At 62.1% G+C, this 25,005-nt stretch carries 21 protein-coding genes; 5 read left to right on the top strand and 16 right to left on the bottom strand.

The window, feature by feature from the left end; translation table 11 throughout:
* Position 1 precedes the first annotated feature (1 nt).
* Positions 2-700: a tetratricopeptide repeat protein gene (locus LJD17_RS15670; protein ID WP_227385114.1), complete on the top strand. Its 699-nt coding sequence runs from the start codon at positions 2-4 to the stop codon at positions 698-700.
* Positions 697-1,671 (top strand): formylglycine-generating enzyme family protein, encoded by a 975-nt coding sequence (locus tag LJD17_RS15675; RefSeq protein ID WP_227385115.1) that lies wholly within the window; start codon positions 697-699, stop codon positions 1,669-1,671. The genes LJD17_RS15670 and LJD17_RS15675 overlap by 4 nt, the downstream gene beginning before the upstream one ends.
* Positions 1,672-1,734: 63 nt before the next feature.
* Here LJD17_RS15675 and LJD17_RS15680 read toward each other — a convergent pair whose 3' ends face one another.
* The 12 genes from LJD17_RS15680 to LJD17_RS15735 all read right to left on the bottom strand — a co-directional run bounded on the left by LJD17_RS15680 (position 1,735) and on the right by LJD17_RS15735 (position 18,732).
* Positions 1,735-2,805 (bottom strand): SphA family protein, encoded by a 1,071-nt coding sequence (locus tag LJD17_RS15680; protein ID WP_227385116.1) that lies wholly within the window; start codon positions 2,803-2,805, stop codon positions 1,735-1,737.
* A 69-nt stretch (positions 2,806-2,874) separates the two neighbouring features.
* Positions 2,875-4,536 (bottom strand): arylsulfatase, encoded by a 1,662-nt coding sequence (locus LJD17_RS15685; RefSeq protein ID WP_227385117.1) that lies wholly within the window; start codon positions 4,534-4,536, stop codon positions 2,875-2,877.
* 51 nt (positions 4,537-4,587) lie between these two features.
* Entirely contained in the window at positions 4,588-5,601 is a 1,014-nt protein-coding gene (locus tag LJD17_RS15690; RefSeq protein WP_227385118.1) for an HAD family hydrolase, read from the bottom strand.
* Between the two features lies 1 nt (position 5,602).
* Entirely contained in the window at positions 5,603-6,874 is a 1,272-nt protein-coding gene (locus LJD17_RS15695; protein ID WP_227385119.1) for a hypothetical protein, read from the bottom strand.
* Positions 6,875-6,930: 56 nt separating this feature from the next.
* Positions 6,931-9,486, bottom strand: coding sequence for a spermine/spermidine synthase domain-containing protein (locus LJD17_RS15700; protein ID WP_227385120.1), 2,556 nt, complete (start codon positions 9,484-9,486; stop codon positions 6,931-6,933).
* A gap of 62 nt (positions 9,487-9,548) precedes the next feature.
* Positions 9,549-11,192, bottom strand: coding sequence for an arylsulfatase (locus LJD17_RS15705; RefSeq protein WP_227385121.1), 1,644 nt, complete (start codon positions 11,190-11,192; stop codon positions 9,549-9,551).
* Positions 11,193-11,659: 467 nt separating this feature from the next.
* Positions 11,660-12,079 (bottom strand): hypothetical protein, encoded by a 420-nt coding sequence (locus LJD17_RS15710; protein ID WP_227385122.1) that lies wholly within the window; start codon positions 12,077-12,079, stop codon positions 11,660-11,662.
* Between the two features lie 153 nt (positions 12,080-12,232).
* Positions 12,233-12,865 (bottom strand): response regulator, encoded by a 633-nt coding sequence (locus tag LJD17_RS15715; protein WP_227385123.1) that lies wholly within the window; start codon positions 12,863-12,865, stop codon positions 12,233-12,235.
* A 528-nt stretch (positions 12,866-13,393) separates the two neighbouring features.
* On the bottom strand, positions 13,394-14,596 hold the full coding sequence (locus tag LJD17_RS15720; RefSeq protein ID WP_227385124.1) for a pyridoxal phosphate-dependent aminotransferase: 1,203 nt from the start codon (positions 14,594-14,596) through the stop codon (positions 13,394-13,396).
* A gap of 47 nt (positions 14,597-14,643) precedes the next feature.
* A complete protein-coding gene (locus tag LJD17_RS15725) occupies positions 14,644-15,492 on the bottom strand; it encodes an HpcH/HpaI aldolase/citrate lyase family protein (RefSeq protein ID WP_227385125.1) in 849 nt (282 codons plus the stop codon).
* A 20-nt stretch (positions 15,493-15,512) separates the two neighbouring features.
* Positions 15,513-17,678 (bottom strand): ABC transporter permease subunit, encoded by a 2,166-nt coding sequence (locus LJD17_RS15730; protein ID WP_227385126.1) that lies wholly within the window; start codon positions 17,676-17,678, stop codon positions 15,513-15,515.
* Positions 17,679-17,700: 22 nt separating this feature from the next.
* Positions 17,701-18,732 (bottom strand): amino acid ABC transporter substrate-binding protein, encoded by a 1,032-nt coding sequence (locus tag LJD17_RS15735; RefSeq protein WP_227385127.1) that lies wholly within the window; start codon positions 18,730-18,732, stop codon positions 17,701-17,703.
* 391 nt (positions 18,733-19,123) lie between these two features.
* Between LJD17_RS15735 and LJD17_RS15740 the strand changes: the two genes are divergently transcribed.
* From LJD17_RS15740 to LJD17_RS15750, 3 genes are all read left to right on the top strand, one after another.
* A complete protein-coding gene (locus LJD17_RS15740) occupies positions 19,124-19,300 on the top strand; it encodes a hypothetical protein (protein ID WP_227385128.1) in 177 nt (58 codons plus the stop codon).
* Positions 19,301-19,914: 614 nt separating this feature from the next.
* A complete protein-coding gene (locus tag LJD17_RS15745; protein WP_227385129.1) occupies positions 19,915-20,868 on the top strand; it encodes a phosphoribosylaminoimidazolesuccinocarboxamide synthase in 954 nt (317 codons plus the stop codon).
* An 87-nt stretch (positions 20,869-20,955) separates the two neighbouring features.
* A complete protein-coding gene (locus tag LJD17_RS15750; RefSeq protein ID WP_227385130.1) occupies positions 20,956-21,300 on the top strand; it encodes a hypothetical protein in 345 nt (114 codons plus the stop codon).
* Positions 21,301-21,392: 92 nt separating this feature from the next.
* Here LJD17_RS15750 and LJD17_RS15755 read toward each other — a convergent pair whose 3' ends face one another.
* From LJD17_RS15755 to LJD17_RS15770, 4 genes are read right to left on the bottom strand one after another with little or no spacing between them, the layout of a single operon-like run.
* On the bottom strand, positions 21,393-22,298 hold the full coding sequence (locus tag LJD17_RS15755; protein WP_227385131.1) for an ABC transporter ATP-binding protein: 906 nt from the start codon (positions 22,296-22,298) through the stop codon (positions 21,393-21,395).
* Positions 22,298-23,119, bottom strand: a complete 822-nt coding sequence (locus LJD17_RS15760; RefSeq protein WP_227385132.1) for an ABC transporter ATP-binding protein — start codon at positions 23,117-23,119, stop codon at positions 22,298-22,300. The genes LJD17_RS15755 and LJD17_RS15760 overlap by 1 nt, the downstream gene beginning before the upstream one ends.
* Positions 23,116-24,006 (bottom strand): ABC transporter permease, encoded by an 891-nt coding sequence (locus LJD17_RS15765; RefSeq protein WP_406600820.1) that lies wholly within the window; start codon positions 24,004-24,006, stop codon positions 23,116-23,118. The genes LJD17_RS15760 and LJD17_RS15765 overlap by 4 nt, the downstream gene beginning before the upstream one ends.
* Position 24,007: 1 nt before the next feature.
* Entirely contained in the window at positions 24,008-24,985 is a 978-nt protein-coding gene (locus tag LJD17_RS15770; protein ID WP_227385133.1) for an ABC transporter permease, read from the bottom strand.
* Positions 24,986-25,005 lie beyond the last annotated feature (20 nt).

The following is a 25,005-nucleotide window of genomic DNA, read 5'->3' on the forward strand; positions in this document are numbered from 1 at the left end:
CATGGCGCATGCGATCCGTAACGCAATCGAAGGCCTGCCCCTGTTCCTGGAGCGGCATGCGTACTCGAGCATCGCAGGCGCGGTTGTGATCGGCCTGGGGATCCTTGGCACCGTCTACGGGTGGCGCAACCTCCTGCTCACGCCCGATCAGCGGGGCGCCTGGGCGATGCACCGGAGCGACTTTCGGAAAGCCGCCGACGCATTCATCGATCCCATGTGGCGTGGCGTGGCCCTATTCCGGGCGGGCGCGTTCAAGGACGCGGCCCAAGCCCTGTCCGGACTCGACACGGCCGAGGCCGCCTACGATCAGGGCAATGCCCTCGTGATGCTCGGACAGTACGACAACGCCATCGGTCGCTACGACCGCGCCCTCCAGCTCCGGCCCGGTTGGGCCGAGGCCGAGGCCGAGGCCAACCGGGCCCTGGCGCGGCTGCGGGCGGAACGCCTGAAGACGACGGGTGGCGACATGGGCGACACGGACTCCCGACCCGACGAGGTCGTCTTCGATCCAACCAAGCCCAAGGGCAGTGAAGGCAAGGACGAACAGGTTGCCGCAGGGACACCCATGTCGGACGAGGCGGTAAGAGCACTATGGCTGCGCGGTGTTCAGACCCGGCCCGCCGACTTCCTGCGAGCGAAATTTGCCTACCAGATCGAGAACCAGTCCACACCGTCGACAAACCCGGGGCGCGTCCCATGAAGCACTCCACCGTTCCCTCGAAGCCCTCGACCGCCGACGGCGGCATGGTCTGGATTCCCGGCGGCACCTTCGCGATGGGATCGAACGACCACTATCCGGAAGAGGCTCCCATCCATCGCGTCACCGTGGACGGGTTCTGGATGGACGCGGCTCCGGTCACCAACCGCCAGTTCAAGGCCTTCGTCCAAGCTACAGGCCATGTGACCACGGCCGAGATGATCCCCGACGCCAAGGACTATCCCGGAGCCAAGCGGGAGATGCTGAAGGCCGGCTCCATGCTCTTCAGCCCTCCGTCCCATCCGGTCGATCTCCGGGACTGGAGTCAGTGGTGGACTTTCGCCTTCGGGGTGAATTGGAAGCGTCCCTACGGCCCTAACAGCAAGCTCAAGGGACTGGAGGACCATCCCGTCGTCCACGTCAGCCACAGCGACGCCCTTGCCTACGCCCGATGGGCGGGCAAGGACCTGCCTACTGAGGCCGAATGGGAGTTCGCTGCCAAGGGTGGAACCGATGGTATGGAGTTCGCCTGGGGCAACGAACTCACGCCCGACGGCCGGCAGATGGCCAACACTTGGCAGGGACGATTCCCGTTCGAGAACACGATGCTCGACGGCTACGAGCGTACCTCCCCGATCGGCTCGTTCCCGGCCAACGGCTACGGCCTTTACGACATGATCGGCAATGTCTGGGAATGGACGAACGACTGGTACATGCCAAAGCACCCCGAGGATGCGCCGAAGGCCTGCTGCATCCCAGAAAACCCGCGAGGCGGTCGCGAGGACGGCAGCTACGACCCTCGCCAGCCGAACTTCAGGATCCCGCGCAAGGTAGTCAAGGGCGGCTCGCACCTCTGCGCCCCGAACTACTGCCGCCGCTACCGTCCAGCGGCGCGACATCCGCATCCGGTCGATACTTCGACGAGCCACATCGGCTTCCGCTGCGTCCGGCGGGAGCGGCAGGAAGCGACCTGACCTACGTCCAAGCGCACTGTGGCTCGTGTGGGGCACGAGCCACTCTGAAATCCCGTTCGGCCTTCAGTACTTGGCGGCGACCCGTGCGGCCGGAGGCGTCTGCCCGCCGAGCGGGAACGCCACCGTGAACAGGCCGATGGTGCCCTGCGGACGGTTTTCGACGTCGACCTCACGCAGCACCCTGACGCGGGTCGTGATCGGGGTTCCCGCAACGGTGAAGTCGTAGCCGATCGAGGCGCCGGCCGCCACCACCCGTCCCTTGTAGGGGCCGATCCGGTTACCCCGCCCACTGTCGTCCGACACCTGGTCGTAATAGCCCGCCAGCAGTCCGACGGAGATCTCCTTAGTCAGGTTCTTGCTGATTGACAGATCGGCATGGAAGGCATTGCCGCTGTCGTAGTCGGTGTCCGGGTTCTCGCCGTTGATCTCGAAGCCGATGGCACCCGAGATGTCGAGCCCAAGCGCCGGATCAAGCCAGGTCGCGGCGACGAACACGTCCCCGATCCAGCGGTTGAAGGCGAGGTTGGAGAGCTCCCCTTCCTGGTAGCCGCCGGCAGGCACGTTCACGCTCGCGCCCACCGACCAGTGGAGCCTGCCCGAATCCCATCCGACCAGCCCCGTTACGATCGGGTCGCCGAGCACGAACGAGGCATCGCGCTGGCTGAACGCGAAGGTGCGGCCCAGCCGCGGCGCCTCGATCAGCACGCCCGCGCTCACCCGCGGCACGCCTGCGGGCAAGCTGACGCTGATGGCCGTCCGTCCCCCGAGAACCTCCAGGGGCGTGACCCATGTCGCGGTCAGGAAGTCGGCGCGGATCTCCACCTCAACGTCCGCCAGCACTGCGCCGCCGATCTGGATGCGGCGGGCGCCGCTGAGCTCACCCGAGTAGGCCATGAAGTCGTTGCTGAAGTAGAAGCCGGGCGGCGGGACGATCCCCGCTGCCGGACCGCGGAAGCCGGGAAGATAGAGGCTGGCCCCGCCCTCCGTCGCCTCCGCGGTGCCCGCCACGAGGCTGCCGAATAATCCGAGCGCCAGGATCGTCGCAAAACGATGCCGCCCGACGCGACATCTGCCAGGGCCCCTCCCTAATTCGTGCGCCGTCTCCCGCCTGCGGCTCGATACCCGAGTACTCATGACAATCCTCTTTTCCAGGTTGGGCCGGCAGAAGGTTCGACCGTGTCCTTCTGCCGGACGATGCTCGCGTCATTGCGCAGGCGCGTCGAAGCTCCGCTGCATCTTCTCCACGAGCTGATCGATGCTGAAGCTCGCTGCGCGTTGGCTGGGTGGGTAATCCTTGAAGGTGGCCAGGAACTGACCGACGACGGTTGGCGCGGCGAGAAACACGCCCGCGGCGTCCGACATGAACCAGTCATAATAGGTGTTCGACGTAATATCCGCCCGCTCGTAAGGATCCGAGCGCAGGTTGAAGACCTTCGGCACCCGCAGGCGGGTGAACGGCTCGGCCCAGATTCGCATCGTCCCCTGGGCGCGCTGCTCGTCAAAGACGATCTTCCAGTTCTCGTAGCGGAGGGCGACGAGATCACCGTCGTCGTCGAAATAGACGAATTCCTTGCGCGCGCTCCTGTCCTGCTGGCCTGTCAGGTACGGAAGCTGGTTGTAGCCGTCGAGATGGACCTTGAAGGTCTTCGTTCCGGCCTGGTGACCTTTCAGCAGCTTGTCCTTGATGTCTGGATCGCCCGCAGCCGCTATCAGGGTGGGCACCCAGTCGAGGCCGCTGATCAATTCAGTCGACACGGAGCCCGGTTGGATCCGTCCCGGCCAGCGGATCATGCAAGGCACGCGGAAGGCGCCTTCCCAATTGGTGTTCTTCTCGCTGCGGAACGGCGTCGTGCCAGCATCCGGCCAGGAATTTTGGTGCGGTCCGTTGTCGGTGGTGTAGAGCACTATGGTGTTGCCGGCGATGCCGAGATCGTCCACCGCCTTGAGAACCTGGCCGACATGCGCATCATGCTCGATCATGCCGTCGGCATATTCGGTCCGGGACGTCAGGCCAGGCTTGTCGCGATGCTCCGGCCGCACATGGGTGCGGAAGTGCATGCGGGTCGAGTTGAACCAGCAGAAGAAGGGCTTGTTCGCCCGGGCCTGACGCTGCATGAAGTCGATGGCCGCGGCCGAGGTCTCGTCGTCGATGGTCTCCATGCGCTTCTTCGTCAGTGGCCCGGTATCCTCGATCCTGCCGTCGACGGAGGTCTTGAGGACCCCGCGCGGCCCGAACCGCTTCCGGAACTCCGGATCCTGCGGGTAAAAGTGGTTCTCCGGATCCTCCTCCGCATTGAGGTGGTAGAGGTTACCGAAGAACTCATCGAAGCCGTGGGCCGTCGGCAGGTATTCGTCACGGTCGCCGAGGTGGTTCTTGCCGAACTGGCCAGTCGCGTAGCCGAGTGGCTTGAGCAGCTCGGCCAGCGTCGCATCCCTTGCTTGCAATCCGACCGTCGCCCCCGGCATGCCCACCTTCGACAGACCGGTGCGCAGGGTGCATTGGCCCGTGATGAAGGTCGAGCGGCCTGCCGTGCAGCTCTGCTCGGCATAGTAGTCGGTGAACATCATGCCTTCGTGGGCGATGCGGTCGATATTGGGCGTTCGGTAGCCCATCACCCCGAAGGAATAAGCGCTGATGTTGGTCTGCCCGATATCGTCACCGAAGATGACAAGGATGTTGGGCCGTTGTCCGGAAGCGGGCAATGGAGCCGTTGCAGGCTGAGGCTGCTGGGCCTGGGCCGATGCTCCGGTTCCCGCCATCGATGCCAAGGCAATTGCGGTTCCCGACAGGAGGATGTCACGTCGGTTGACGCTCCGCTCCTCCCCGGTGTCTTGCTGCTCCCTGCTCCGATACTTCTCGCTCATGTCCAACTCCTCTGGATCTATCCGAAAGGCATGCCGAAAGCGCTTGCGGGGCTATGGCTTGTAGATCGTCTTCCAATCCCGCTTCATGTCGACGACGAGCCACCCTCGCTTCGGCGCCTCGTCGAGCGCCTTGTCGAGCCGACCGATCTGCGACTGCCGATCGTAGGCGTACTCGCGCTCCACGTCGGTGTGATGGACGATCAGCGCGAAACGTGGGCCCGTGTTTAGGGTCGTCCATTGCAGCATCTGGAGATCGCCGTCCGAGTTACCGGCAGCGAAGACCGGTCGGCGGCCGATGAAACGGTTGATGCCGAGCGGCTTGCCGGATCCGTCATCGACGAACTCGACCGTCGGTAGCTTCTCAATGACCGGGGTGTCGCCCTCAAGACGGTAGCTCGTCTTGCCGCTCGACCCTATCACCTGCTCGGGCGGGATGCCGTAGGCCTTCTCCGTCCACGGTCGCATGAACTCGACGCCGCCGCCCGAGACGATGAAGGTCTTGAAGCCGTTCGCCCTCAGGTACGTCAGCAGTTCAACCATCGGCTGGTAGATCAGCTCCGTGTAGGGTCGGTTGAAGCGCGGGTGGCGCGCCGTGGCGAGCCAGTCCGAAACGCTCTTCTCGAAGGCCGTCGTCGTCATCCCACTATGGGTAGCAATCATCAGGTCCGCGATGCCTTGCTCACCGAGCGCGGCCAGGGTCGCCCTGTCGCCGCTCAGGAGTGCCTTGAAGGGCTGCCTGCCCGCCAGTTCCGGATTGGCGTTGGCGAGTTCCCTGGCACGGGCCTCCACGAATTCGGCCTGGACGTAGTTGGGCTGTTCCGTCCAGAGCGTGCCGTCGTTATCGAAGGTGGCGATCCGGTCCTCGATCGGCACGAAGTCGGGGCCGGCCTGACGCGTCACGCGTTGCACGAAATCGATAATTCTAGTCTTGGCCGCACCGTCGTTCCAGGACGGCAGGGGATCGGTCTGGGTCTGGGCCTCCGGTGCCGTAAGCCCGAGCATGTTAACTGCCGCGAATACGAGAAGTGCACGGCGTGTGGGGATGAAGGTACTGGGGATTGGCATCTCAGGATCTCTCGACGGGATTGAGCGGTGGCAATGCGGACGGACGCCGGACACGTGCGTGTACAGCCGGGACGGACCATGCCGCCTCGGCGAGCCGACGTCCCCGTTCCGGCGTCCATGGTTCCCCACCACGGCCGAATAGGGAGCGTTCGAGTTGCATCGCCGCGGCCAATGCGTGATGCTGCGAGACCCACTCGACCTGGGATGGCGACAGTCGCGTCTTCCATTCAGCGAATGCCCGATACGTCGCGACGGCATCCCCGCCCCTGGCGACCCGGCACAAGGCCCGTCTCGCGGCCATCTCCGATGTAGCCTGCCGTTGCTGCCAAGCGAGCCAACCATCGCGTACCCGCGGCCAGCCGTAGCGCACCGCCAGGACAAGGACCGACAGCGTTGCGGCAAGTCCGAAGGCCATCTTCAGCCACTTGCGCGGGCTGCGCCGCACGTCTGCGGAGGAAGCTGCCGTGGAGGGTACGGCGCTCACCGTCACGCTCACGCCGGGAAGATTCACCAATTGGGCGGACTTCGTGCCGAGATCCCACCACGGCTGGGTGAGGGTTGGGATCGTAAAGGTGCCGGCGCGCTCGAACACGTAGGTGACCTTGTCGGTTCGGTGACCCGTGACCGAGCCGCGATTCACACGATCCTCGCTCACGGGCGGATCGACATAGACCCGAACGCCGTCAGGCACGGCGAAGGTGAGGTCGGGCATGCCGAGTGCGGGCACGTCCACTGCCTCCCGGGTCACTGTCCGGACGAGGGCGCCGCCGGTTTCGAAGCGGGTTGCCTGAACTGGCAACCAGGCCTGGCTCGCAGACACCCGGATCGAGGCGATCACTGGACCTGACGGATCGATGCCCGGCGGGACGGCGACGTCCAGGCTAACCGGATTGCCCATGGTCGATCCGGCAACATCGCCGGTAGGGTCGAGCAGGGTGATGTGCGGGGCCGGAACGGTCAGCCTCCCGCCGCGGCGAGGATAGACGGCGAACGTGAAGCGCTGGCCGACGTAAGGTCGCTGACCGATCGTCTCGCGGATGGTCAGGCCTTGGCTCTCGAAACGCATCACCTGTGCGCCCGGTGCGTCCGAAACCCCGACCCGCGGCGGCCGCGGCATGATGTCGGGGAACAGGACGTCGACATAGAGGCTGACGGACTGGCCAACGACTGCACTGTCGGCAGGATCGAGCGCTGTCCTCACGATGACGCCCGACGGCTGAGACAAGGCCGACGACGCGGCGACGATCAGGCCGAGGGCCGGCAGGAAACGCATCGAGCCCGATCCACCTCTCGACCAAGACCCTCGTGGCAACGCCCGGAAAGCCTGCGTCATGGCTCGCCTCGCACGAACCAGCGGTAGTAGGGATTGTCCGGATCCGCCGCGAGTACCTTGTGCATGTCGCGAGCCCACCCGATCCGGTCGCCCCCGAAGGCATACATGCCGGCACGATAGAAGGTGAGCAGCTCCTCCCGGCGGGAGGCGATCGCCGCGAGCGCCGCCTCGTCGGCTCCGCTGACGGGAACATCATCGCGCAGATTCAGCAGGTCTTGCAGCACCAGCCCGAAATCTCCGCGCCGGACCCAGGTGGCATACTCGATCCGGGGGTGATCGTCGGTCACGGCCGGCGCATCCCCGGCAAAGCGGACGAGGCCGTCCCGCCCCATGACATAGGTCGCCAACAGGGCTTCGGGCGACCGCACACCCACCTCCGCCAGGGCCGACGCAACATCGGGGTTCGTTGCCAGCAGCCGGATGCGGGCGAGATCGAGCGTGATCGGATCGGGCGAGCCGACCAGCAGCATCTCGTGCAGCTCGGTGGTCCACAGGGTGACATGCGGGAACACGTCGAGGAAGCTGCGCACGAGCGAGCGAGTGTCGGCCTCGTTCTGGGTCGGCAACGGCAGCCACTGGGCGACGATGCCTTGCGGTCGGAGGCGCAATGCGGCGAGGCGGTAGAAATCGCTCGAGTAGAGATTGACGACGCCCGCGGCGGATGGAGGGGGCGGCTCAAGCGTCACCATGTCGTAGGTCTCGTCCGAGCGCTGCATCTCGCGCCGTCCGTCCCGCAGGCGGATGTCCAGCCGCGGATCGGATGAGGCCCCATAGGCGCCCTTGAACAACGGCGCAGCCCGCAGGACGGCGGGTAGGAGCTCCGCCACCACGCGGCGGTCGAGACTGGGATGGCGCAGCATCGCTCCCGCCGTGATCCCGGTACCGTAGCCAATCACGAGCGCCGAGCGTGGTTCCCCATTGTGGACAATGAGCGGCAGTAGGGCCTGGAGCCGCATGTAGCGCAGCGACGGCATCGCGTCGCCTGAATTCGAGACGCCTTGGATATAGAGGCGGCGGAAGCGGTTCGCGCCGGTCCCGCGCTCGACGACGGCAACGGTCCCGCCCCGTCCTTCCTCGTAGAAGGCGAGCGAACCTCCGCGCAGTCCCGGGAAGACTCTCGCCAGCCCGTCGGCCGGCAGGGCCAGGGCAACGGCGACAGAGAGAGTGGCCGCCATCAGCACAGCGCCCTTCAGGCCGCGGCTGCGCCCGCCCCACAGGACCGCGCCCGCCCCGACGGCACCGGCCAGGACGGCCAAGACGGCGAGCGTGCGTACGACCCCCAGCGCGGGGACGAGCACGAAACCAGCCAAGGCCGTTCCCGCGATGCCGCCGATCGTGTTGACCGCCAGGACGGCTCCAGTGCCCTGCCCGGATAGGCCGTCCGTCGCGACCAGCCGCAGGGCCGCCGGGAAGGCGGCGCCGAGCAGGATAGTCGATGGCAGCACCACGGCCATCGCCGCCACAGCGAAACGGGCGCACATGCCGGCGAGGTCGTTGCCCGTCAATGCGAGCGCGGCGGCTTCCGCTCCCGTCTGGGCGATCACGAGCCACCTTCCGGGCATGGCAATACCCAGGAGCGCAAGGGTGCCGGCCCCCGCGACGAGGAGCCCGAACACGGCCCATGGATCGCGCGCACGGTCGGCATGGCGGGCGAACAGGGCGGCACCGAGGGCTAGCCCCATCAAGTAGGTCGCGAGCACGACGGAGAAAGCAAAGGCGCGCGTGCTAGTGAATGGCACGATGGCCTGGGACCAGACAATCTCGTATCCGAGGGCAATCGCTCCAGCGATGCCATAGAGGAGCAACGCAACGATCGCGTCACGTCCAAAGGCCGGGAGCGGCCTCCTGTCCGCGCCGGGAGGCCATGGGCCGCCGGGATCGGCTTTATCCAGGAACAGGGCCGTGCCACCAAGGGCCACGCCGATGACGGCGGCAGTCAGGGCCGAACCCTGGACCCCGAGCGCGGGAATAAGGAGAAAAGGAGGGAGGAGAGCCCCCATGATCGCCCCAAAGGTGTTGGCGGCATAGAGGCGGCCTCCGGATGCGGCAGCGCGCCCCCCTGCCCCGGCGAGGGTTCGGATCACAACGGGCAGCGTGCCGCCCATCAGTGCCGCCGGCGCCGCGACCGCGATCAGCGGAAGGGCCCAGGCCAAGGCGGTGCTGACAGCCTCAAGGCGAGCGAAAAGCGGCGCGGCCCGCGCGAGAAGCACTGTCGTGCCAAGACCGAGAATGGCAGCGCCGATCTCGATCACGGCGTAAAGGCGTAAGGGGCGTCTGGCCCGGTCCGCGATCCGGCCCAAGATGAGACTTCCGCAGCCGAGACCCGCGAAGAACGCGCCGACCCCGGTGGCAATCGCATGGACCTCCACGCCGACAACCAGTGTCAGCTGCTTGATCCAGAGGATCTGGTAGATCAGGGCAACCGTGCCTGAGAACACGAGCAGGAGTGCGGGCACCAAATGGCTCCCGCGCTCCTGCGATTCTCCGACCGAACGGTGGTATTCACGCCTGCGGGCGCGGTGCGGGAGAGGCTCGGCGCGTGCCTGGGTCACTGTTCGGTCTCTCCCTCCCGTGTCTCGACATGGGCCGGCCGCAGGGGCAGCCGGCGGTGCGGTCATTCGAGGCCGCGCTTCCTGAAAGACTCGTCGATCTTCCGGTCTACGTCTCGACGGATCTGGTCGATGCTGAAGCTCGCGATGCGCTGGCTGGGCGGATATGCCACGAAGGTCTCGAGGAACTCGGCCGCCTTGATCTGCGCCTGCGCGAGGAGGTAGGCATTTTCGACCCGCCACTGATCATACATGCTGCCCGAGATCTCGGCATGCTCGTATGGGTCCATGCGCAGGTTGAAGAGCTCGGGCACCCGCAATGGCGTGAAGGGATGAGCCCAGACATCGAATTGACCGGGCTGCTCCTGCTTCTCGAAGACGTGCTTCCAGTCGCCGATGCGCATCGCGACGAGATCACCGTCGTCATTGAAGTAGTAGAACTCGTTCCGCGCGCTCTTGTCGGACCTGCCCGTCAGGTAGTCGAGCTGATTGAAGCCGTCGAGGTGATTGCGGAACGTAGTCGGATTGCCCGCAGGCTGCCAGCCCTTGGCCAGCCTCTCCTTCACATCTGGGTCACCAACTGCTGCCAGGAGCGTCGGGAACCAGTCGAGACCGGAGAAGATTCCAGTCGCAACCTCGCCAGCCTTGATCCTGCCGGGCCAGCGAACCATGGCGGGTACGCGGAAAGCGCCTTCCCAGTTCGTGTCCTTCTCCGAGCGGAACGGCGTCGTCGCCGCATCGGGCCAAGTGAACGCATTGGGACCGTTGTCCGTTGTGAATACCACGATGGTATTGTTGGCGATGCCCAGATCGTCGAGAGCCTTGAGCAGCTTTCCGACATTCATGTCCATCTCGACCATACCGTCGGCGTACTCGTTGCCGCGCATGCCGCTCTGACCGCGCATCGACTCGCGCACATGGGTGAAGATGTGCATGCGGGTGAAGTTCATCCATGTGTAGAACGGCTTGTTGGCCCTCGTCTGGCGCTGCATGAAGTCGATCGCCGCGCTGGTCGTCTCGTCGTCGATCGTTTCCATCCGCTTCCTCGTGAGCGGACCGGTGTCGTCGATTTTGCCGTCTACCGACGTCTTGAGGACGCCGCGGGGAGCGTACGCCTTGAGGAAGGCGGGATCATCCTTCGGCCAATATGGACGCTCGGGTTCTTCCTCCGCATTCAGATGGTAGAGATTGCCGAAGAATTCGTCGAACCCGTGTGCGGTGGGCAGGTACTCGTCGCGGTCCCCCAGGTGGTTCTTGCCGAACTGTCCGGTCGCATAGCCTAGCGGCTTGAGTGCACCAGCCATCGTGATGTCGGTCTTCTGCATCCCGACCGGAGCACCCGGAATGCCAACCTTGCAAAGCCCGCTTCGCAGGCATGCCTGTCCTGTGATGAAAGTTGACCGCCCCGCCGTGCAGCTATTCTCGGCGTAGTAGTCGGTGAAGAGCATGCCCTCATTGGCAATGCGGTCGATGTTTGGGGTCTTGTAGCCCATCAGGCCGCGCGTATAGGCGCTGAGGTTGGCCTGCCCAACATCGTCGCCGAAGATGACGAGGATGTTGGGCCGCTGCTGCGCGGCGCCCGTCGGGGCGGGCGCCGCCGTCTGCGGCGATGGTGCGGGGAGTTGGGCCGCCGCGGGCAACACGCCCCCGACGGCCGGTCCCACGACAGCGGCCGCGGCCGTGGTCATGAACCTGGTCAACATGGACATTCACTGTTCTCCTGGACTTGAAGTTTGGGTCTTGCCTCGGCTGCAGATGAACGGGCCGCGTCAGCGACCTTGCTTGCTTTCCTCCTCTTCCTCGTCACCCATGGTGTGGCCACGGCGCGGGATGCGCGTGACCCTCGGCGGATCGCTGGCCGGGAACGTATCGTCGGGCTGCTCGTCGGGAAGGACGGGGAGTTGGCGATCGGCAGCGTGAAACGCAGGATCTGCGGTGTATCGAACAGGTTGAGCAGGATTGGCCCCCGCAGCAGGAACCGGTTAGCGTCGCGCCCGGGCAGGCCTTTAAGCGACAGGATGTGGGGGTTGATCGTGACTTTGGGCGTCCGCGGGTTGTTGGCCCCGTTCTGTGCGTTGGTCTCTTGCGCCATGGTATCAGGTCTGGCGAGTGCGACGCCGAATGCGAGCCCGAGCGTTGCCTTCCTCGCGCCTCTCATGGCTGCCACAACGAACGTTCACTCACAGCGCATAAAGGTGGTTTCGATCTCGGGGAAGTCAGGATCGAACTTGACGATCACACTCGGGTTGGGAACCCGGAGCGAAATGGGCAACGCGCCAACCATCATCCGGCTCGAGCAGTCGAGGACCGCCCTTAGCCCGTCCGCGGCCCGCTTCTCGGATACCAACGTACAGGATGCCCGCGCGCCCTGGATGCGGTTGTCGCTGATGATAAAGCTGGTTTCGGCATCGGCCCGACCCGGCCGGAAGGCGACGCGACCGCCTTTCTTCGTGAACACGGCGGAACACTCCGCCGAGTTGATGACCCATGCCCCCTGGAGTTCGGAGACGGATGCGGCTCTGGCAGGGAATGCAGCGCAACCGAGCAGCACCGCCGCGATTAGGAAGGAGCCTATCATCCTGGTGGATGCCGCCATTGAAGCTCTCTCCTGTCGGTTGGGGTTCCGTGCTAGGCATGGCTTCCCGCAGGACGCCATTGCAGGTCATGATCGAAGCTTGTTTTCTGAGGCCTAGTCCCGCAATTGGGGAAAACCCTGAGTTTCGCCACGATAAACCCTCAGATGACACTCCTAAGGCTCGATCAGCCCGTTCCGGATTGCGTAGCGCACCAGGGAGGCAGTCGAGGTGACGTCGACCTTGCGCATGGCCGTGGCGCGGTGACTTTCCACGGTCTTTGGGTTGATGCCCAGCATCTGGGCCACCTCCTTGTTGCTATGCCCCTCGGCGATGAGCTGTACGACACTCCGTTCACGCGTGGTCAGAGCGCCATCACTCACGTGCCCGTGAGATAGGTAGGCACTCAGAAGGGTCTCGGAAATCTTCCCGGTAAAGAACGGCTTGTGGAGGGCGAGCGACTCTACAGCTGCGATCAGGAACTTGCGGGCATCTGATTTGAGCAGGTAGCCGCGAGCACCTGCCTCGAGCAGCTCGCGCAGCAGCGGCTCGCTCTCGTGCATGGTGAAGATCAGCACCTCTGTCTGCGGCGCAATCGCTCGGATCTCGCGTGTGGCGTCGACCCCGTTCAGCGAGGGGAGCCGGTAATCGAGGATGGCGACGGTGGGTTGGGTGTCGGTCGCCAGTTGCACCGCCTGCCGGCCATCCTCGGCCTCTGCGACAACCTCCCATCCTGGCTGAGCGCTCAGGATGGTGTGGAGCCCGGAACGGACGACGTCGTGGTCGTCGGCAATCAAGATGCGCGTCATGGCACCGCTTCCCTCCCAACATCCCTTCATAGCGCGAAGCTCAGCCATGACACCAGTGAAACCTCGGAAACAGCACGGAGAACACCGTTTGGCATGCCGGGTTGCCCGGTCCTGGCTCTCAAGATGCCCTCCCGTTGACCACACTCCAGTCTTTGATGGAATGAAGAGCAACTCAGTGTCATACTGGCTGGATAGGACCCCAAGCCAATTGCGGCCGTCTGCAGCGGAACTTGCCCGACGGATCATGGCCGAGGCCGGCTTGACCGCCCCTGCGGCCGAGACATTCCTAAAAACGTAGAATATGCTGCACGGCACAATCAGGGCAGGCACTCGCGTGGCGTGAATTTCACCCACGCAGACTTCAGCCCGCCCAGCACAGCTGTTTCTCGGACCTGGCGAACGACCGCTCTAGGTCAGTCTGGGAGGTTTTCTGCACGGCAGGAACAGCTGCATACGCCCGCAAACTGGCCAAAGTGTCGTTCCTCCGCATCAGGTAACAACGCGAAGCGACTACGACGTGAAACACCGTCAGTCCAAGAGATCCCTGCACGCCTCGTGGATCCGTGCCAGTGCTTGCGTCAGGACTTCGGTCGATGCTGCGTAGGAGATGCGAAAGAAGGGAGACATTCCGAATGCAGCACCTGGCACCACTGCAACGCCACGGTCCAGCAGGTAATCGACGAAGTCCCCGTCTGATCTGATCGTCTGCCCTGTGGAGGTTTTCTTTCCAATGGTGGCTGCGCAACTCGCGAACACGTAGAAGGCTCCGTCGGGAACATCGCAACTCAGGCCGGGGGACTTGTTGATCTGATCCACGACCAGATCGCGGCGCTGCTTGAAGATCTCATTGTTGTTGTGCATGAAGCCGCGGCTGCCATTGAGGGCTTCGACTGCCGCCCACTGGCTGATGGTGGATGTCGAAGTCGTCGACTGTGACTGAAGGTTGGACACCGCCGAGACAACGTGAGTCGGACCAGCGACGAAGCCAACCCGCCATCCCGTCATGCAGTAGCCCTTGGATAGCCCGTTGACGATGAGCGTACGTTCATGCAGCTCCGGCGCGACCGCGTTGATCGGCTGCGATGCTTCGGCGCCGTATACGAGGTGCTCGTAGATATGATCGTAGATGATGCCGACATGCGGATGCCGCGCCAGGACCTCCGCCAGTCTGCGTTGCTCGACAGCGGAATAGATCGCTCCTGTCGGATTGGAGGGAGAGCAGAGAACCAGCCACTTCGTGCTTGGCGTGATTGCTGCATCCAAGGCCTCGGGCGTGAGCTTGTACCTGGACCCCCGGCCGCAAGGGACGATGACTGGCGTCCCACCAGCAATTCGGGCGATATCGACATAGGACACCCAATAGGGCGCAGGGACGATGACCTCATCTCCCGGATCGAGCGTTGCCAACATCACGTTGAAGAGTGACTGCTTCGCACCACAGCCGACTGAAATCTGATCAGAACGGTAGTCAAGATTGTTGTCACGCTTGAGCTTTCCGGCGATGGCGTCCCGCAGCTCGGGCAGGCCAGCAGGAGCGGCATATCGCGTCAAGCCTCGATCTATGGCACGCTTGGCCGCGTCCGCGATGTGCCCGGGTGTATCGAAATCCGGCTCGCCGGCTGCAAGTCCGATCACATCCTTGCCAGCCCTCTGCAAAGCCTGCGCCTTAAAGGTCGTAGCAACTGTCGCAGAGGGCGGAACGGCAGCAAGCCGCTTAGAGGTACGGATCAATTCCTGCTCCATATATTAACAGTTGATATAGACATGCAATGCTCCCCTCAGGAAACCTCTGCATTCGCGAGAATGCGCTCCGCTCCACGAATAACCGGCTTCTCAATTAGCTTGCCGTCCACGACGGCCAGTCCCGTAGTGCTTTCCTGAAACGCGGCAATCACCCGCCGAGCATAATCGACTTCCTCTGGAGTGGGGGAAAAGACGTTGTGGATCGTCTGAATATGGGTGGGATGGATAAGTGCCTTCCCGGTAAAGCCGAGTTCTGCGCTACGTTGCGATTCCCGCCGCAGTCCCTCCTCGTCGTCGATCGTGAGGTACGGCACATCGAGCACGTCTATCTCAGCACGGGCCGCCGCGTGAACAATGCGCGAGCGAGCGTAGAAGAGTGCGTCCCATGTCGGACGCACGCGCAGCTCCGCCGAGAGATCGACTGCCCCGATGAATAAGGCCACAACGGACCGATCTGCCTGGGCGATCGCGGCAACATTCTCCAGGCCTTCCGCCGTCTCGATAATGACGTAGATCCCGACCTCCTCCGGACGGTGACGGAGCAAGTCCGCTACGAGACGGACCTCGTCAGCGGTACGAACTTTCGTCAGAACGATCGCGTCTGGTAGGGTCTCCAGCTTCAACAACGCATTCAAATCCGCTAGCCCTTCAGGGGTGCGGACGCTGTTGATGCGCAATGCCTTCTCGGCCTTGGCCGCGCGGTACTCGTGATACAACGGCAGAGAGAGATCCCGCGCCTCGTCCTTCCGAGCCGGGGCAACTGCATCTTCAATGTCAATGCAGACTACGTCGGCACCGGTTTCCAGCGCCTTGGCGAAGCGGTCAGGCCTGAGGCCTGGTACGAACAGAAAGCTGCGACGCCGACGTGTGTACAGGCTGCTCATGGTCAGTTTCTCCATCAGGATCATCGGGATTGGGACGGGCGTGTCCGCAGGTGCTCCGCATACAACGAGAGGCCGAAGCAGACAGTGAAATAGAAGGCTGCGACGAAGACATAGACTTCGAACGTGTAAGGATGCCAGGTGGTATCCGCGATGGCGGCTTTGGCCGCACTCAGCAGATCAAATACGCCGATCACCAGAACAAGGGACGTGTCCTTGACGGCACCGATCACCGTTCCGACGGTTGGTGGCAGGGAGATGCGGAAAGCCTGGGGCCACACGACTAGCCGAAATCCAAGCCAACGGCTTAACCCAAGTGACCGCGCCCCCTCGACCTGGCCTGGTAGCACTGCGGAAAGCGCTGCACGCCACGTTTCCGCAAGGTTTGCAGCCGCATGAAGAGTGAGCGCGGCAAGCACCAGGAAGACCTTCCCGATTTCAAGCCCGCCAAGCACGAGGGGCAAGACGGATACCGTCACGAATAGCAAAAGGACCAGTGGCACGCCCCGTACTGTTTCGATGACCGCGGTCGCTGGCGCGCGAAGCAGAGCGGACGACGATTTGCGAGCAACCGCCAGCGGGAGCGCTAGCATCGCGGCGAAAAGGATCGAGTAGACGGCCAGCAAGATCGTGACGGCCAAGCCGCCCCATGTCGCGATAGGGGCAGGTGGTTGCCCGACGACAGTGCCATGCAGGATCAGCGGAGCGGCCATGATCGGCGGAACCGACAGCCACGGCCGCCAGAGCGCCGAAATGCGTGGGGCTAACATCAAGAGAAGACCTAAGATGATAAGCACCATCGCGACGACCGCGCGGGGCCGCGCACTCGCTGGCAATGTGCCAAATATCAAGAGATTCCACTTGTCGTGGATAACTGCCCAACATGCTCCCGTGGCTCCGGAGCAGGCCTGAGCACTCCCGGTCCAAACTGCGTCGACAATCGCCCAGTCAATCACCCTGAAGATCAGAAGAGCCGCCACGAGGCCAAGCGCTGCCTGGATTAGCCTCTGCTGCAGCGACCCGGGTCGTGGCGGGAGGCGGGAGAGCCGTTCGCCCAGGCGTTCTGTCAGATCTCCGGTGAAACCCCATATTTTTGATCGGGCGTCGTACCAGTCACTCGCGCTCGCAACTGCCACGCTGAGCAGCAGGTAGGCTCCAACCGCAATGGCACCCGCTTCGATGGCCTGACCGGTCTGATTGATCACTGTGTTGATCACTGCGATCAGATCGGGGTAGCCGATTGCGACGGCGAGGGAGCAGTTCTTGATGAGCGCCAAGTACTGATTGGTCAAAGGTGGTATGGCGAGTCGGCGTACGTACGGAGCCGCGACGCAGTAAATAGTCTGCCATCGCCCGAGTCCGAGAGCGTAGGAAGCCTCGATCTGTCCGGTCGGGAGCGCTAGAACAGCCGCCCGCGCGACCTCGGCGATATAGGCGCCATGGAAGAGGATCAGCCCGAAGGTCAGGGCAGCAAGCTCGGGGCTGAGCGTCTGGCCGCCGGCAAGGGATAATCCACGACGAGCCGGAAACTCAAGAACTGGACTGGGCAGCAGTACGCACGCCGCGAGTGTGGCACCCAGCAGGAACAGCCAAGCGAGCGTCCTGCGCTTACGGCCGAGCGCAACGAACAGCACGATCCCGACAATGGCCAGCACAAGCCATGCCGCGCCACCGACGACACCAGGGACCGCCAATCCGCGATTCGATAAGATTATGCCTGGAAGCGGCTCGAAGGCCTCCCGCGCAGAAGGCAACTTCAGCAGCAGGCCATACCAAACGAAGAACTGAAGCAGGACCGGCGTGTTGCGAAAGAGCTCGATATAGGATGACGCTACCGCCCTAATAGGTCGCGGGGCGAACGAGCGTATGAGAGCGACGATTGCGCCCAATACCGTTGCGAACGGTATCGAGAGCGCGGCGACGAGTGCCGTATTGGCAAGCCCCGCGAGGATGACCGCTAGATAAGGATCATCCGGTCCGACGGGAAACAAGCTTTCTGCGATCTGAAAGCCCGAGGGTTGGAAAAGGAAGCCGAACCCGCTTCGAATGCCGCGAGCAGCAAGGGCGTCGCCGATGACTCCGACAATGAGAACGATAAGGGCGATGGTGGCGCCGGCCAAAAGGACCGAGCCACCAAGCCGGGCAACTCGAGGATCGCCCGGCCCCTCCAATAAGGTGAACGCTCTCACGGGTTCAGCCTTCCTCTAGCTCTTACTGGAAAGGCGGTGAGTAGAGGAGCCCGCCATCGCTCCAGAGTCGGTTATGGCCGCGACTGAGCTTTAAGGGAGTTTCCGGGCCGAGATTCCGGTTCCAGATCTCTGCATAGTTTCCGACGGCCTTGATCGCCCGATAGGCCCACGCATCATCCAACCCGAACGACTTTCCGAGCCCAGTTTCAACTCCTAGGAGGCGCCGCGTCTCGGCGCTCTTCTCGTTTCGCTTCTCATCGATATTTTGCCGCGTGATTCCCAGCTCTTCTGCTGCGATCAAAGCATTCAACGTCCAGCGGGCAATGGCTGCAAAGTTGGGATCGTCCTGGCGTACGGCCGGCGCAAGCGGCGATTTGGTAATCCGCTCCGGCAGGATCACGAAGTCATCGGGATTGGGTGCCCGCGCAGCGCGGCTTGCAGAAAGTGTCGATGCATCCGACAGGTAGACGTCGCAACGGCCCGCGTAGAAAGCCTGCTCAAGTTCAACGAGATTCTCGATGACGACAGGTCGGAAAGTGAGATTGTTTGCTTTGAAATAGTCGACGAGATTCTGCTCGTTGACCGAACCCGGCTGGACGCAAACTTGTGCACCATTGAGTTCTTTGGCGCTGCTCACACCGAGCTTCTTCGGAACGAGAAAGCCCTGTCCGTCGTAAAAGATGATGCCCGTAAAGGTGACACCGAGCCCCGCGTCACGGCTTGCCGTAACCGTAGTGTTACGGGAGAGAACATCAACCTCCTTCGACTGCAGCGCCGTAAAACGTTGTTGCGAACTCAATGGAACGAAGCGGACTTTTTTCGCGTCACTGAGCACAGCAGCAGCAAGCGCGCGGCAATAATCTGTATCGAGCCCGTTCCACTCGCCGTTGCCGTCTGCCAGCGATAATCCGGCCGATCCCTGACTTACGCCGCAGATCAACTCACCCCGCGCCTTGATCGCCTCGACTGTGGTTCCCGCCCATGCGGACCCATTCGCAACACATGCGAAAGCTGTTGCCGCCAAAGTGAGACGCGACAGTAATCCTAATGGCATATCGTAGGCCTTTCCGTCAGTTATGGTCTCGACTTCCGTACAAACGCAGAACCTTTTCACTCACTGCGGAGTGTAGGTCCGAGGAGTCGACGAACACATGAAGCTTAGCCGTGGAGATCATTATGTCAAACGTATTGTCCTAAAAAAAGAACAAATACTGGTATAACGGATGAACCATCGTATCGGAGAGATGGGTACGAGTTCGCGGTAGGTTGCCCACAACAGTACTGCTGAACCAAAATGGAGGGTCAGAATCTCTTATTAATGAAGCCATTCAGGGGTGAGGAATTCCGCCAAACGCATCGCATCAGAAGGTTGAGTGGCACTCAGATCAGTGACTTTGAAACCTTGAGAAGAATGGGATCTGAGAAGTGATGTATGCTGGCGGGCCGTGGAGTCCCATTACATTATTACAACAGTTCCGCTGATCGACGCCCTCGATCAGCAGGGTCAGCTCGAGGTGCTGCTCGACCGGACGAAACCACTGGTCCCGGCGGATTGCCAGCATCTCCATCCGCTGCTCTTTACACCTTTCCGCGATGCCTCGCAGCAGGGCTCGCGGTTCTGACGGGCAGGACAGAAGGAGGGCGCTTATTACACAGCCGAACAGGTCGAGACGGTAATTGCAGAGCTGGCGTTTATCGTCTCTTGTTCTTTGCCGAGGCTCTCGAGATGCGGATCTCATAAGGCTTTGCCGAGTACACTGCTTTTTTCGGTGACGATTGCGACCGCATCGTCGATATCATCGGAAGCGCCGATGCCGCCCTCACCCATCTCAGCTATTATAGCGCCACACAGGCATTCGCGGACGCGCCAGAGCGGCTAGGCCTCGGGATTCGGGCGACCTCCGTGTGGTGCCCAACGCGGAGCCCCGGACCCGGCAGAGCTGGCACATGCGTGTCACCCAGTTGAGCGTACAAGCAATATGCGAGAGCCCCAGGGCTGCACCCAGTTTACGCCCGAGGTCATTGCAGCGGATCCAAGCGTGGCCACTTTCAGTTGGAACCGGGCACCTCGGACCTTTCCGTGTTGCTCTGAATCGCCGAAAATGCTCCCTCTTTTGTATAATCGTGTTTCTTCACGCGAACCGGTACCCATCTCGCCCGAAAACGCTCTAAGAGAGCAGCCTGAACGGCGCCCCGGCGCCTGCCCTCGCGCTCCATCACTGAGGCACGCTCGCCCATGTCCGATTATCTACCTCTTCATGAAGCCGTCATTCCGGAACTGCCGAACTACTATCGCGGCAAAGTGCGCGAGAACTACGATCTATCCGATGGCAGGCGCATCCTGATCTCGACCGATCGCCTTTCTGCCTTCGACCGTGCGATCGCCTCGATCCCTCTGAAGGGCCAGGTTCTGACGCAGACAGCGCGCTACTGGTTCGAGCAGACCGCCGATATCTGCCCCAACCACGTCGTCGAGTATCCCGACCCCAATGTCGTGGTCGGCAAGCGCCTCGAGATCCTGCCGGTCGAAGTCATTGTGCGCGGCTACCTGGCAGGTACGACCGGAACCTCAATCCTGACACTCTACAAGAAGGGTCAGCGCGAAATGTACGGCATTACCTTGCCGGACGGACTGCGCGACAATCAGGAGCTGCCGCAGGCGATCATCACGCCGACAAGCAAGGCCTTCGAAGGCGGCCATGACGAGCCTCTCTCCGAACGCCAGATTATCGAGGGTGGACTGCTGACGCAGAAGGAATGGGACACAGTTACGGCTTACGCCCTCGCACTCTTCGCTCGCGGCCAGAAGCTCGCCCGCGAGCGCGGTCTTATTCTCGCGGACACCAAATATGAGTTCGGCACCGACGGCGAGGGCCGCATCGTCCTCGCGGACGAGATCCACACGCCGGATTCGAGCCGCTACTGGTTCGCCGAAAGCTTTTCCGAGCGCTTCGCCGCAGGTGAGAAGCCCGAATCCTTCGACAAGGACTTCGTGCGCAACTGGGTGATCGCCCGCTGCGACCCCTATAAGGAAGCGCTGCCGCCGATCCCGCAGGACTTGATCGACCAGACTTCGGCGGTCTATGTCCGCGCCTTCGAGACGATTACCGGGCAGCCCTTTGCCTATCCCCCAAAGGGCGAGGATCCGGTGCCCCGGATCAGACGCAACTTAGCGCCGTATTTTCCATAAATGGCGTCATCCTTGTTGTAGCAGCTCAGTTTTATAAGTCACGCCCGGGTAACATGGTTGCCCCTTACTTGTTGGACTTTTGGACCAATGAGCATCGTGAATCCCTTCGTCGTGCTTATTGCATTGCTGTCGCGGCCCATCCGGCAGAGGATGACCTATGCTAAGAACTTAGTGCCGTTCGCCACTACGATGGTCGGAACAATCTGGGCATTCGTGCTGACGGGTGAGTGGAAAGGCTTCTTGGAGGCTACCATTGCAGGTCGCGCGCTCAACCGCATTCTTGGGCTTTCAAGTCTGCAGACTGTCCAGATCGCTTGGATTCGGCCCGGGTTTTACGTCGGCCGGCTTAACCCGGTCTCAGTGTACCTCTATCCAGCGCTGCTGATCAGGTTCAGCCCCAGCCGGACTCAATCGCCTCAGTTTCCCTCATAACAGAACCGGTCCGCGATCAGTCCCGCAACTCGACAGCATCCTCGGTGCGCTCTCTGATCTCCTCAGCCTTCGACAAGCCAATCAGTGAGAGGTCAGGCGGGACATCGGGTGAAGTGGTTCGGCCCGACCTCAACGACACGATTCTGAAGATGTCGGGCTTCTCTGCGGATCGTCTCCACCTCGCGTGGATCAAGCCGAGCGCCGGGATTGTCGAAGCGAATCTCGGGATTGGGCACGGCTGACAGGAGAAGCCGCGTGTAGGGATGCTGCGGATTGGTCAGCACCTGATCGACCGCGCCCCACTCGACGATTTGGCCTGCATACATCACCAGGATATCTTCGGCTACATACCGGGCAGTCGCGAGGTCGTGGGTGATGTAGAGCAGGGCGACCCCGATGTCTCGCTTCATCTCGTTGAGCAGGTTCAGGATACCTAACCGTACTGAAACATCCAGCATCGAAGTCGGCTCATCGGCGACGATGACCTGGGCGCCCACGGCCAGCGTCCTGGCGATGTTGACGCGTTGACGCTGCCCACCAGACAGCTCATGCGGGTGTTTACGCGCGACGGTGCCGGGATCAAGCTCTACGCGCCGCAAGAGATCGGCAATCGTCTCGTCGGCTGCCCTACCCTTGACATGCGGCTGGCCGAGCGCGAGGGGACGCCGAAGGATGTAATCCACCGTATGCGCAGGATTAAGCGATGCAAAGGGGTCCTGAAAGATCATCTGGACGGCACGCCGGTACTCTTTAGGACACACCGATCCTGTGTCGGTAGCATCGTTGCCGCGAAACAGAAGCCTTCCGCTGTCGGGCTGATACTCGCGCATGACAATCCGGGCGCAAGTGGTCTTCCCGCTGCCGGATTCCCCGACCAGCGCGACAGTTCGACCTGGATGCAACGCGCAGGAGATGTCATGGGCTGCCCGCACGGCTTTCTCACCATGTCCGAAGAATTTGCTCACGCACTCAAGTGCGATGATCGGCTCCTGTGCCATCAACCCAACGCCCTCTCCAGCTTGATCGGATCGCCGTGTAGCGAGGGGAATGAGGCCCAAAGCCGCTTCGTATACTCATGTTGCGGCTGATGGTAGATCTGCTCGGAAGTCCCCTGTTCGACCAGGCTGCCCCGCAGCATGATGCCGATCCGGTCACAGAACTGAACCATCAATCCGAGATCATGTGTGATGAAAAGCACCGAGAACCCACGGTTGCGGCGCAGTTCGTCGATCCTCTGCAGGATCTCGCGCTGGACAACAACGTCGAGCGCCGTGGTCGGTTCGTCCATCACCACGAGCTTTGGATCTAGTGCCATGCAGATCGCGATGACGATGCGCTGGCGCATGCCGCCTGAGAACTGATGGGGGTAGTCGCGCATACGCTCAGGAGGAATGTCGACGAGCCTCAGCATCTCGGCCGCGCGCTCCCGCGACTGCGCCTTCGAGTAGCCGCGGTGGCGTTTCAGCAGATCGTGGAATTGCGATTCCACCCTCAAGACCGGATTGAGAGAATTCATGGCACTTTGGAACACCATAGCGACCTTGTGCCACCTGAACTCCTTCAGAGCCTTTTCGTCGAGATCAAGCACATCTCGTCCCTCGAAGAGGATTCTGCCGTGTCGAATGAGGGCGGGCGGTTTGTGTAGCCGATTGATCGCGTAGGCAATGGTGCTCTTGCCACACCCGGACTCCCCTGCAAGGCCAAAGACCTCTCCGGGAAAAATCTCCAAGGTGACATCGTCGACGGCCCGGAAATCGGCCTGCGCTCCGATGTAGTCGATGGTCAGGTTCTGCACGGACAGAAGCGGCACGGTCGTCATAGGCGGCCTTCCCCCCGTTGCATGAGCAGAGACCACCGTGAAAGGGTACTACCAGTGCGCAGGCGGGGATTGGCAATTTCGTCGACTGCGAAATTCAGTAACGACAGACCCGCTCCCAAAGCGATCAGCGCGAAACACGGGCTCAGAATGTCCCACCATGCTCCCACCTGCAGCGCGGATGCGTTTTGTGCGTTGAAGAGCATCATGCCCCAGGAGACGGTTTTCGGATCGCCGAGCCCGAGGAATTCGAGGGTCGCCTCGGTGATGACTGCAAAGATCACACTCCCGACGAAGTTAATCCCCACGATGGAGACGACGTTGGGGAAGATCTCGAATGACATGATGCGCCACGAGGGTTCGCCCAGCATCTCAGCAGATTTTACGTAGTCCTTCTGTTTCACGGACAGGGTTTCCGCACGCGTAACGCGTGCCCCCCAAGCCCACGACGTCGCTCCGAGGATCAGGGCGATCACCCAGGGGCTTGCCTGCCCGATGAAGGCTGCGAGCACTAGGAGTAGCGGCAGGTTCGGCACAACGAGCACCATATTCGTGAAAAAGCTGATGACCTCATCCGTGCGCCCTCCCCGATATCCTGCGACGATGCCGAGGACGGTTCCGACCGCGGTGATGAGTATGCCGGCCCCAAAGCCAACGGCCAACGATGTGCGGGCTCCGTAGAGAAGCCGTGCAAACACATCCTGACCGATGCGCGTCGTCCCGAGCCAGTGATCCCAATTGGGGGGTTGGTGAGGACGTCCCACACGCCGGGTCGGATCGTATTCTGTCAGCCAAGGTGCAGCAATTGCCAAAGCAACGATGACGAAGACAATGACAAGCCCGATCGAGGCCTTCTTGTTGTGTGCGAAGCTTCGCAGAACGGCTCTCACGTCAGGCCCTCCGCAGCCGTGGATCGAGCAGCACATAGCTGACGTCAACGATAAAGTTCGCTGTGAGCATGGCAAGAGTCATGATCAGAAGCTGTCCCTGGATCACGGGATAATCCCGGGCGAGTATCGCTTGATAGAGAGTGTTGCCAAGACCTGGATAGTTGAACACAACTTCCGTGACGAGTGAGCCGCCGAGCACGGTTCCGATGGCAATGGCGAGGCTGCTCACTGTCGGCAAAAGTGCGTTGCGCGCGGCGTACCAGAACATCACGCGACTGTCCGACAGGCCCTTAGCCCGGGCCATGACAATGTAGTCCTCTCCCAGAAGATTGATCATGTTGTTGCGCATCGTCACCAGGAAGCCGCCAGTGAGGACGATCGACAGGGTCAGCACGGGCAAGATGCCGTGCCGGAGGACACTGGAGACATATTGCCATGAGACAGCTGGATCAAGCGCAGGGTCTGCCGCGTAGCCGGTCGGAAACCAGTTCAGCTCGAACCCGAAGATGAACAGGGCGACCAATGACAGCACCATGGCCGGCATTGATGTGGCAACAATGGCGCCGACTGAAAAGACGACGTCGAAGGTGCTTCCGCGCCTCCAGGCTGCCATAATGCCGAGAACCGTGCCGAGGGTGAAACTGATAAGGGTCGCGGTCCCCATGAGACCCACAGTCCAGACGAGGGCGCGGCCCAACAACTCGGTCACAGGCAGAGGAAAATACTTGATCGATCGGCCCAGATCGCCAGTGAAGACGCTATGCAAATATGTCAGATATTGCTGCCAGAGAGGTCCATCGACAAAGCCGAAGGTAAGTTTCAGGGCCTCAAGATTTTCGACAGAAAGATCGCTCCCTGTGCTCGAGAACATGATCTCGACCGGATTGCCAGGCATGAGTCGGGGCAGGAAGAAATTGACCGTCGCCGCGGCGAGAAATGCAGCAAGGTAAAATGCTAGGCGTCTGAAGAGAAAAGCCATCGATACCTCAAGACGGGGAA

It is taken from the genome of Microvirga rosea (assembly GCF_020595095.1).
Lineage (GTDB): Bacteria > Pseudomonadota > Alphaproteobacteria > Rhizobiales > Beijerinckiaceae > Microvirga > Microvirga rosea.

Excerpts from the sequence above, each read along its gene's own strand:
- LJD17_RS15755 (WP_227385131.1), bottom strand. The coding sequence starts at position 22,298 with ATGGCACAGGAGCCGATCATCGCACTTGAGTGCGTGAGCAAATTCTTC.
- LJD17_RS15695 (WP_227385119.1), bottom strand. The coding sequence starts at position 6,874 with ATGCGTTTCCTGCCGGCCCTCGGCCTGATCGTCGCCGCGTCGTCGGCC.
- LJD17_RS15735 (WP_227385127.1), bottom strand. The coding sequence starts at position 18,732 with ATGCCATTAGGATTACTGTCGCGTCTCACTTTGGCGGCAACAGCTTTC.
- LJD17_RS15725 (WP_227385125.1), bottom strand. The coding sequence starts at position 15,492 with ATGAGCAGCCTGTACACACGTCGGCGTCGCAGCTTTCTGTTCGTACCA.
- LJD17_RS15670 (WP_227385114.1), top strand. The coding sequence starts at position 2 with ATGGCGCATGCGATCCGTAACGCAATCGAAGGCCTGCCCCTGTTCCTG.
- LJD17_RS15680 (WP_227385116.1), bottom strand. The coding sequence starts at position 2,805 with ATGAGTACTCGGGTATCGAGCCGCAGGCGGGAGACGGCGCACGAATTA.
- LJD17_RS15710 (WP_227385122.1), bottom strand. The coding sequence starts at position 12,079 with ATGGCGGCATCCACCAGGATGATAGGCTCCTTCCTAATCGCGGCGGTG.
- LJD17_RS15685 (WP_227385117.1), bottom strand. The coding sequence starts at position 4,536 with ATGAGCGAGAAGTATCGGAGCAGGGAGCAGCAAGACACCGGGGAGGAG.
- LJD17_RS15675 (WP_227385115.1), top strand. The coding sequence starts at position 697 with ATGAAGCACTCCACCGTTCCCTCGAAGCCCTCGACCGCCGACGGCGGC.
- LJD17_RS15715 (WP_227385123.1), bottom strand. The coding sequence starts at position 12,865 with ATGACGCGCATCTTGATTGCCGACGACCACGACGTCGTCCGTTCCGGG.
- LJD17_RS15750 (WP_227385130.1), top strand. The coding sequence starts at position 20,956 with ATGAGCATCGTGAATCCCTTCGTCGTGCTTATTGCATTGCTGTCGCGG.
- LJD17_RS15760 (WP_227385132.1), bottom strand. The coding sequence starts at position 23,119 with ATGACGACCGTGCCGCTTCTGTCCGTGCAGAACCTGACCATCGACTAC.
- LJD17_RS15705 (WP_227385121.1), bottom strand. The coding sequence starts at position 11,192 with ATGTCCATGTTGACCAGGTTCATGACCACGGCCGCGGCCGCTGTCGTG.
- LJD17_RS15770 (WP_227385133.1), bottom strand. The coding sequence starts at position 24,985 with ATGGCTTTTCTCTTCAGACGCCTAGCATTTTACCTTGCTGCATTTCTC.
- LJD17_RS15745 (WP_227385129.1), top strand. The coding sequence starts at position 19,915 with ATGTCCGATTATCTACCTCTTCATGAAGCCGTCATTCCGGAACTGCCG.
- LJD17_RS15690 (WP_227385118.1), bottom strand. The coding sequence starts at position 5,601 with ATGCCAATCCCCAGTACCTTCATCCCCACACGCCGTGCACTTCTCGTA.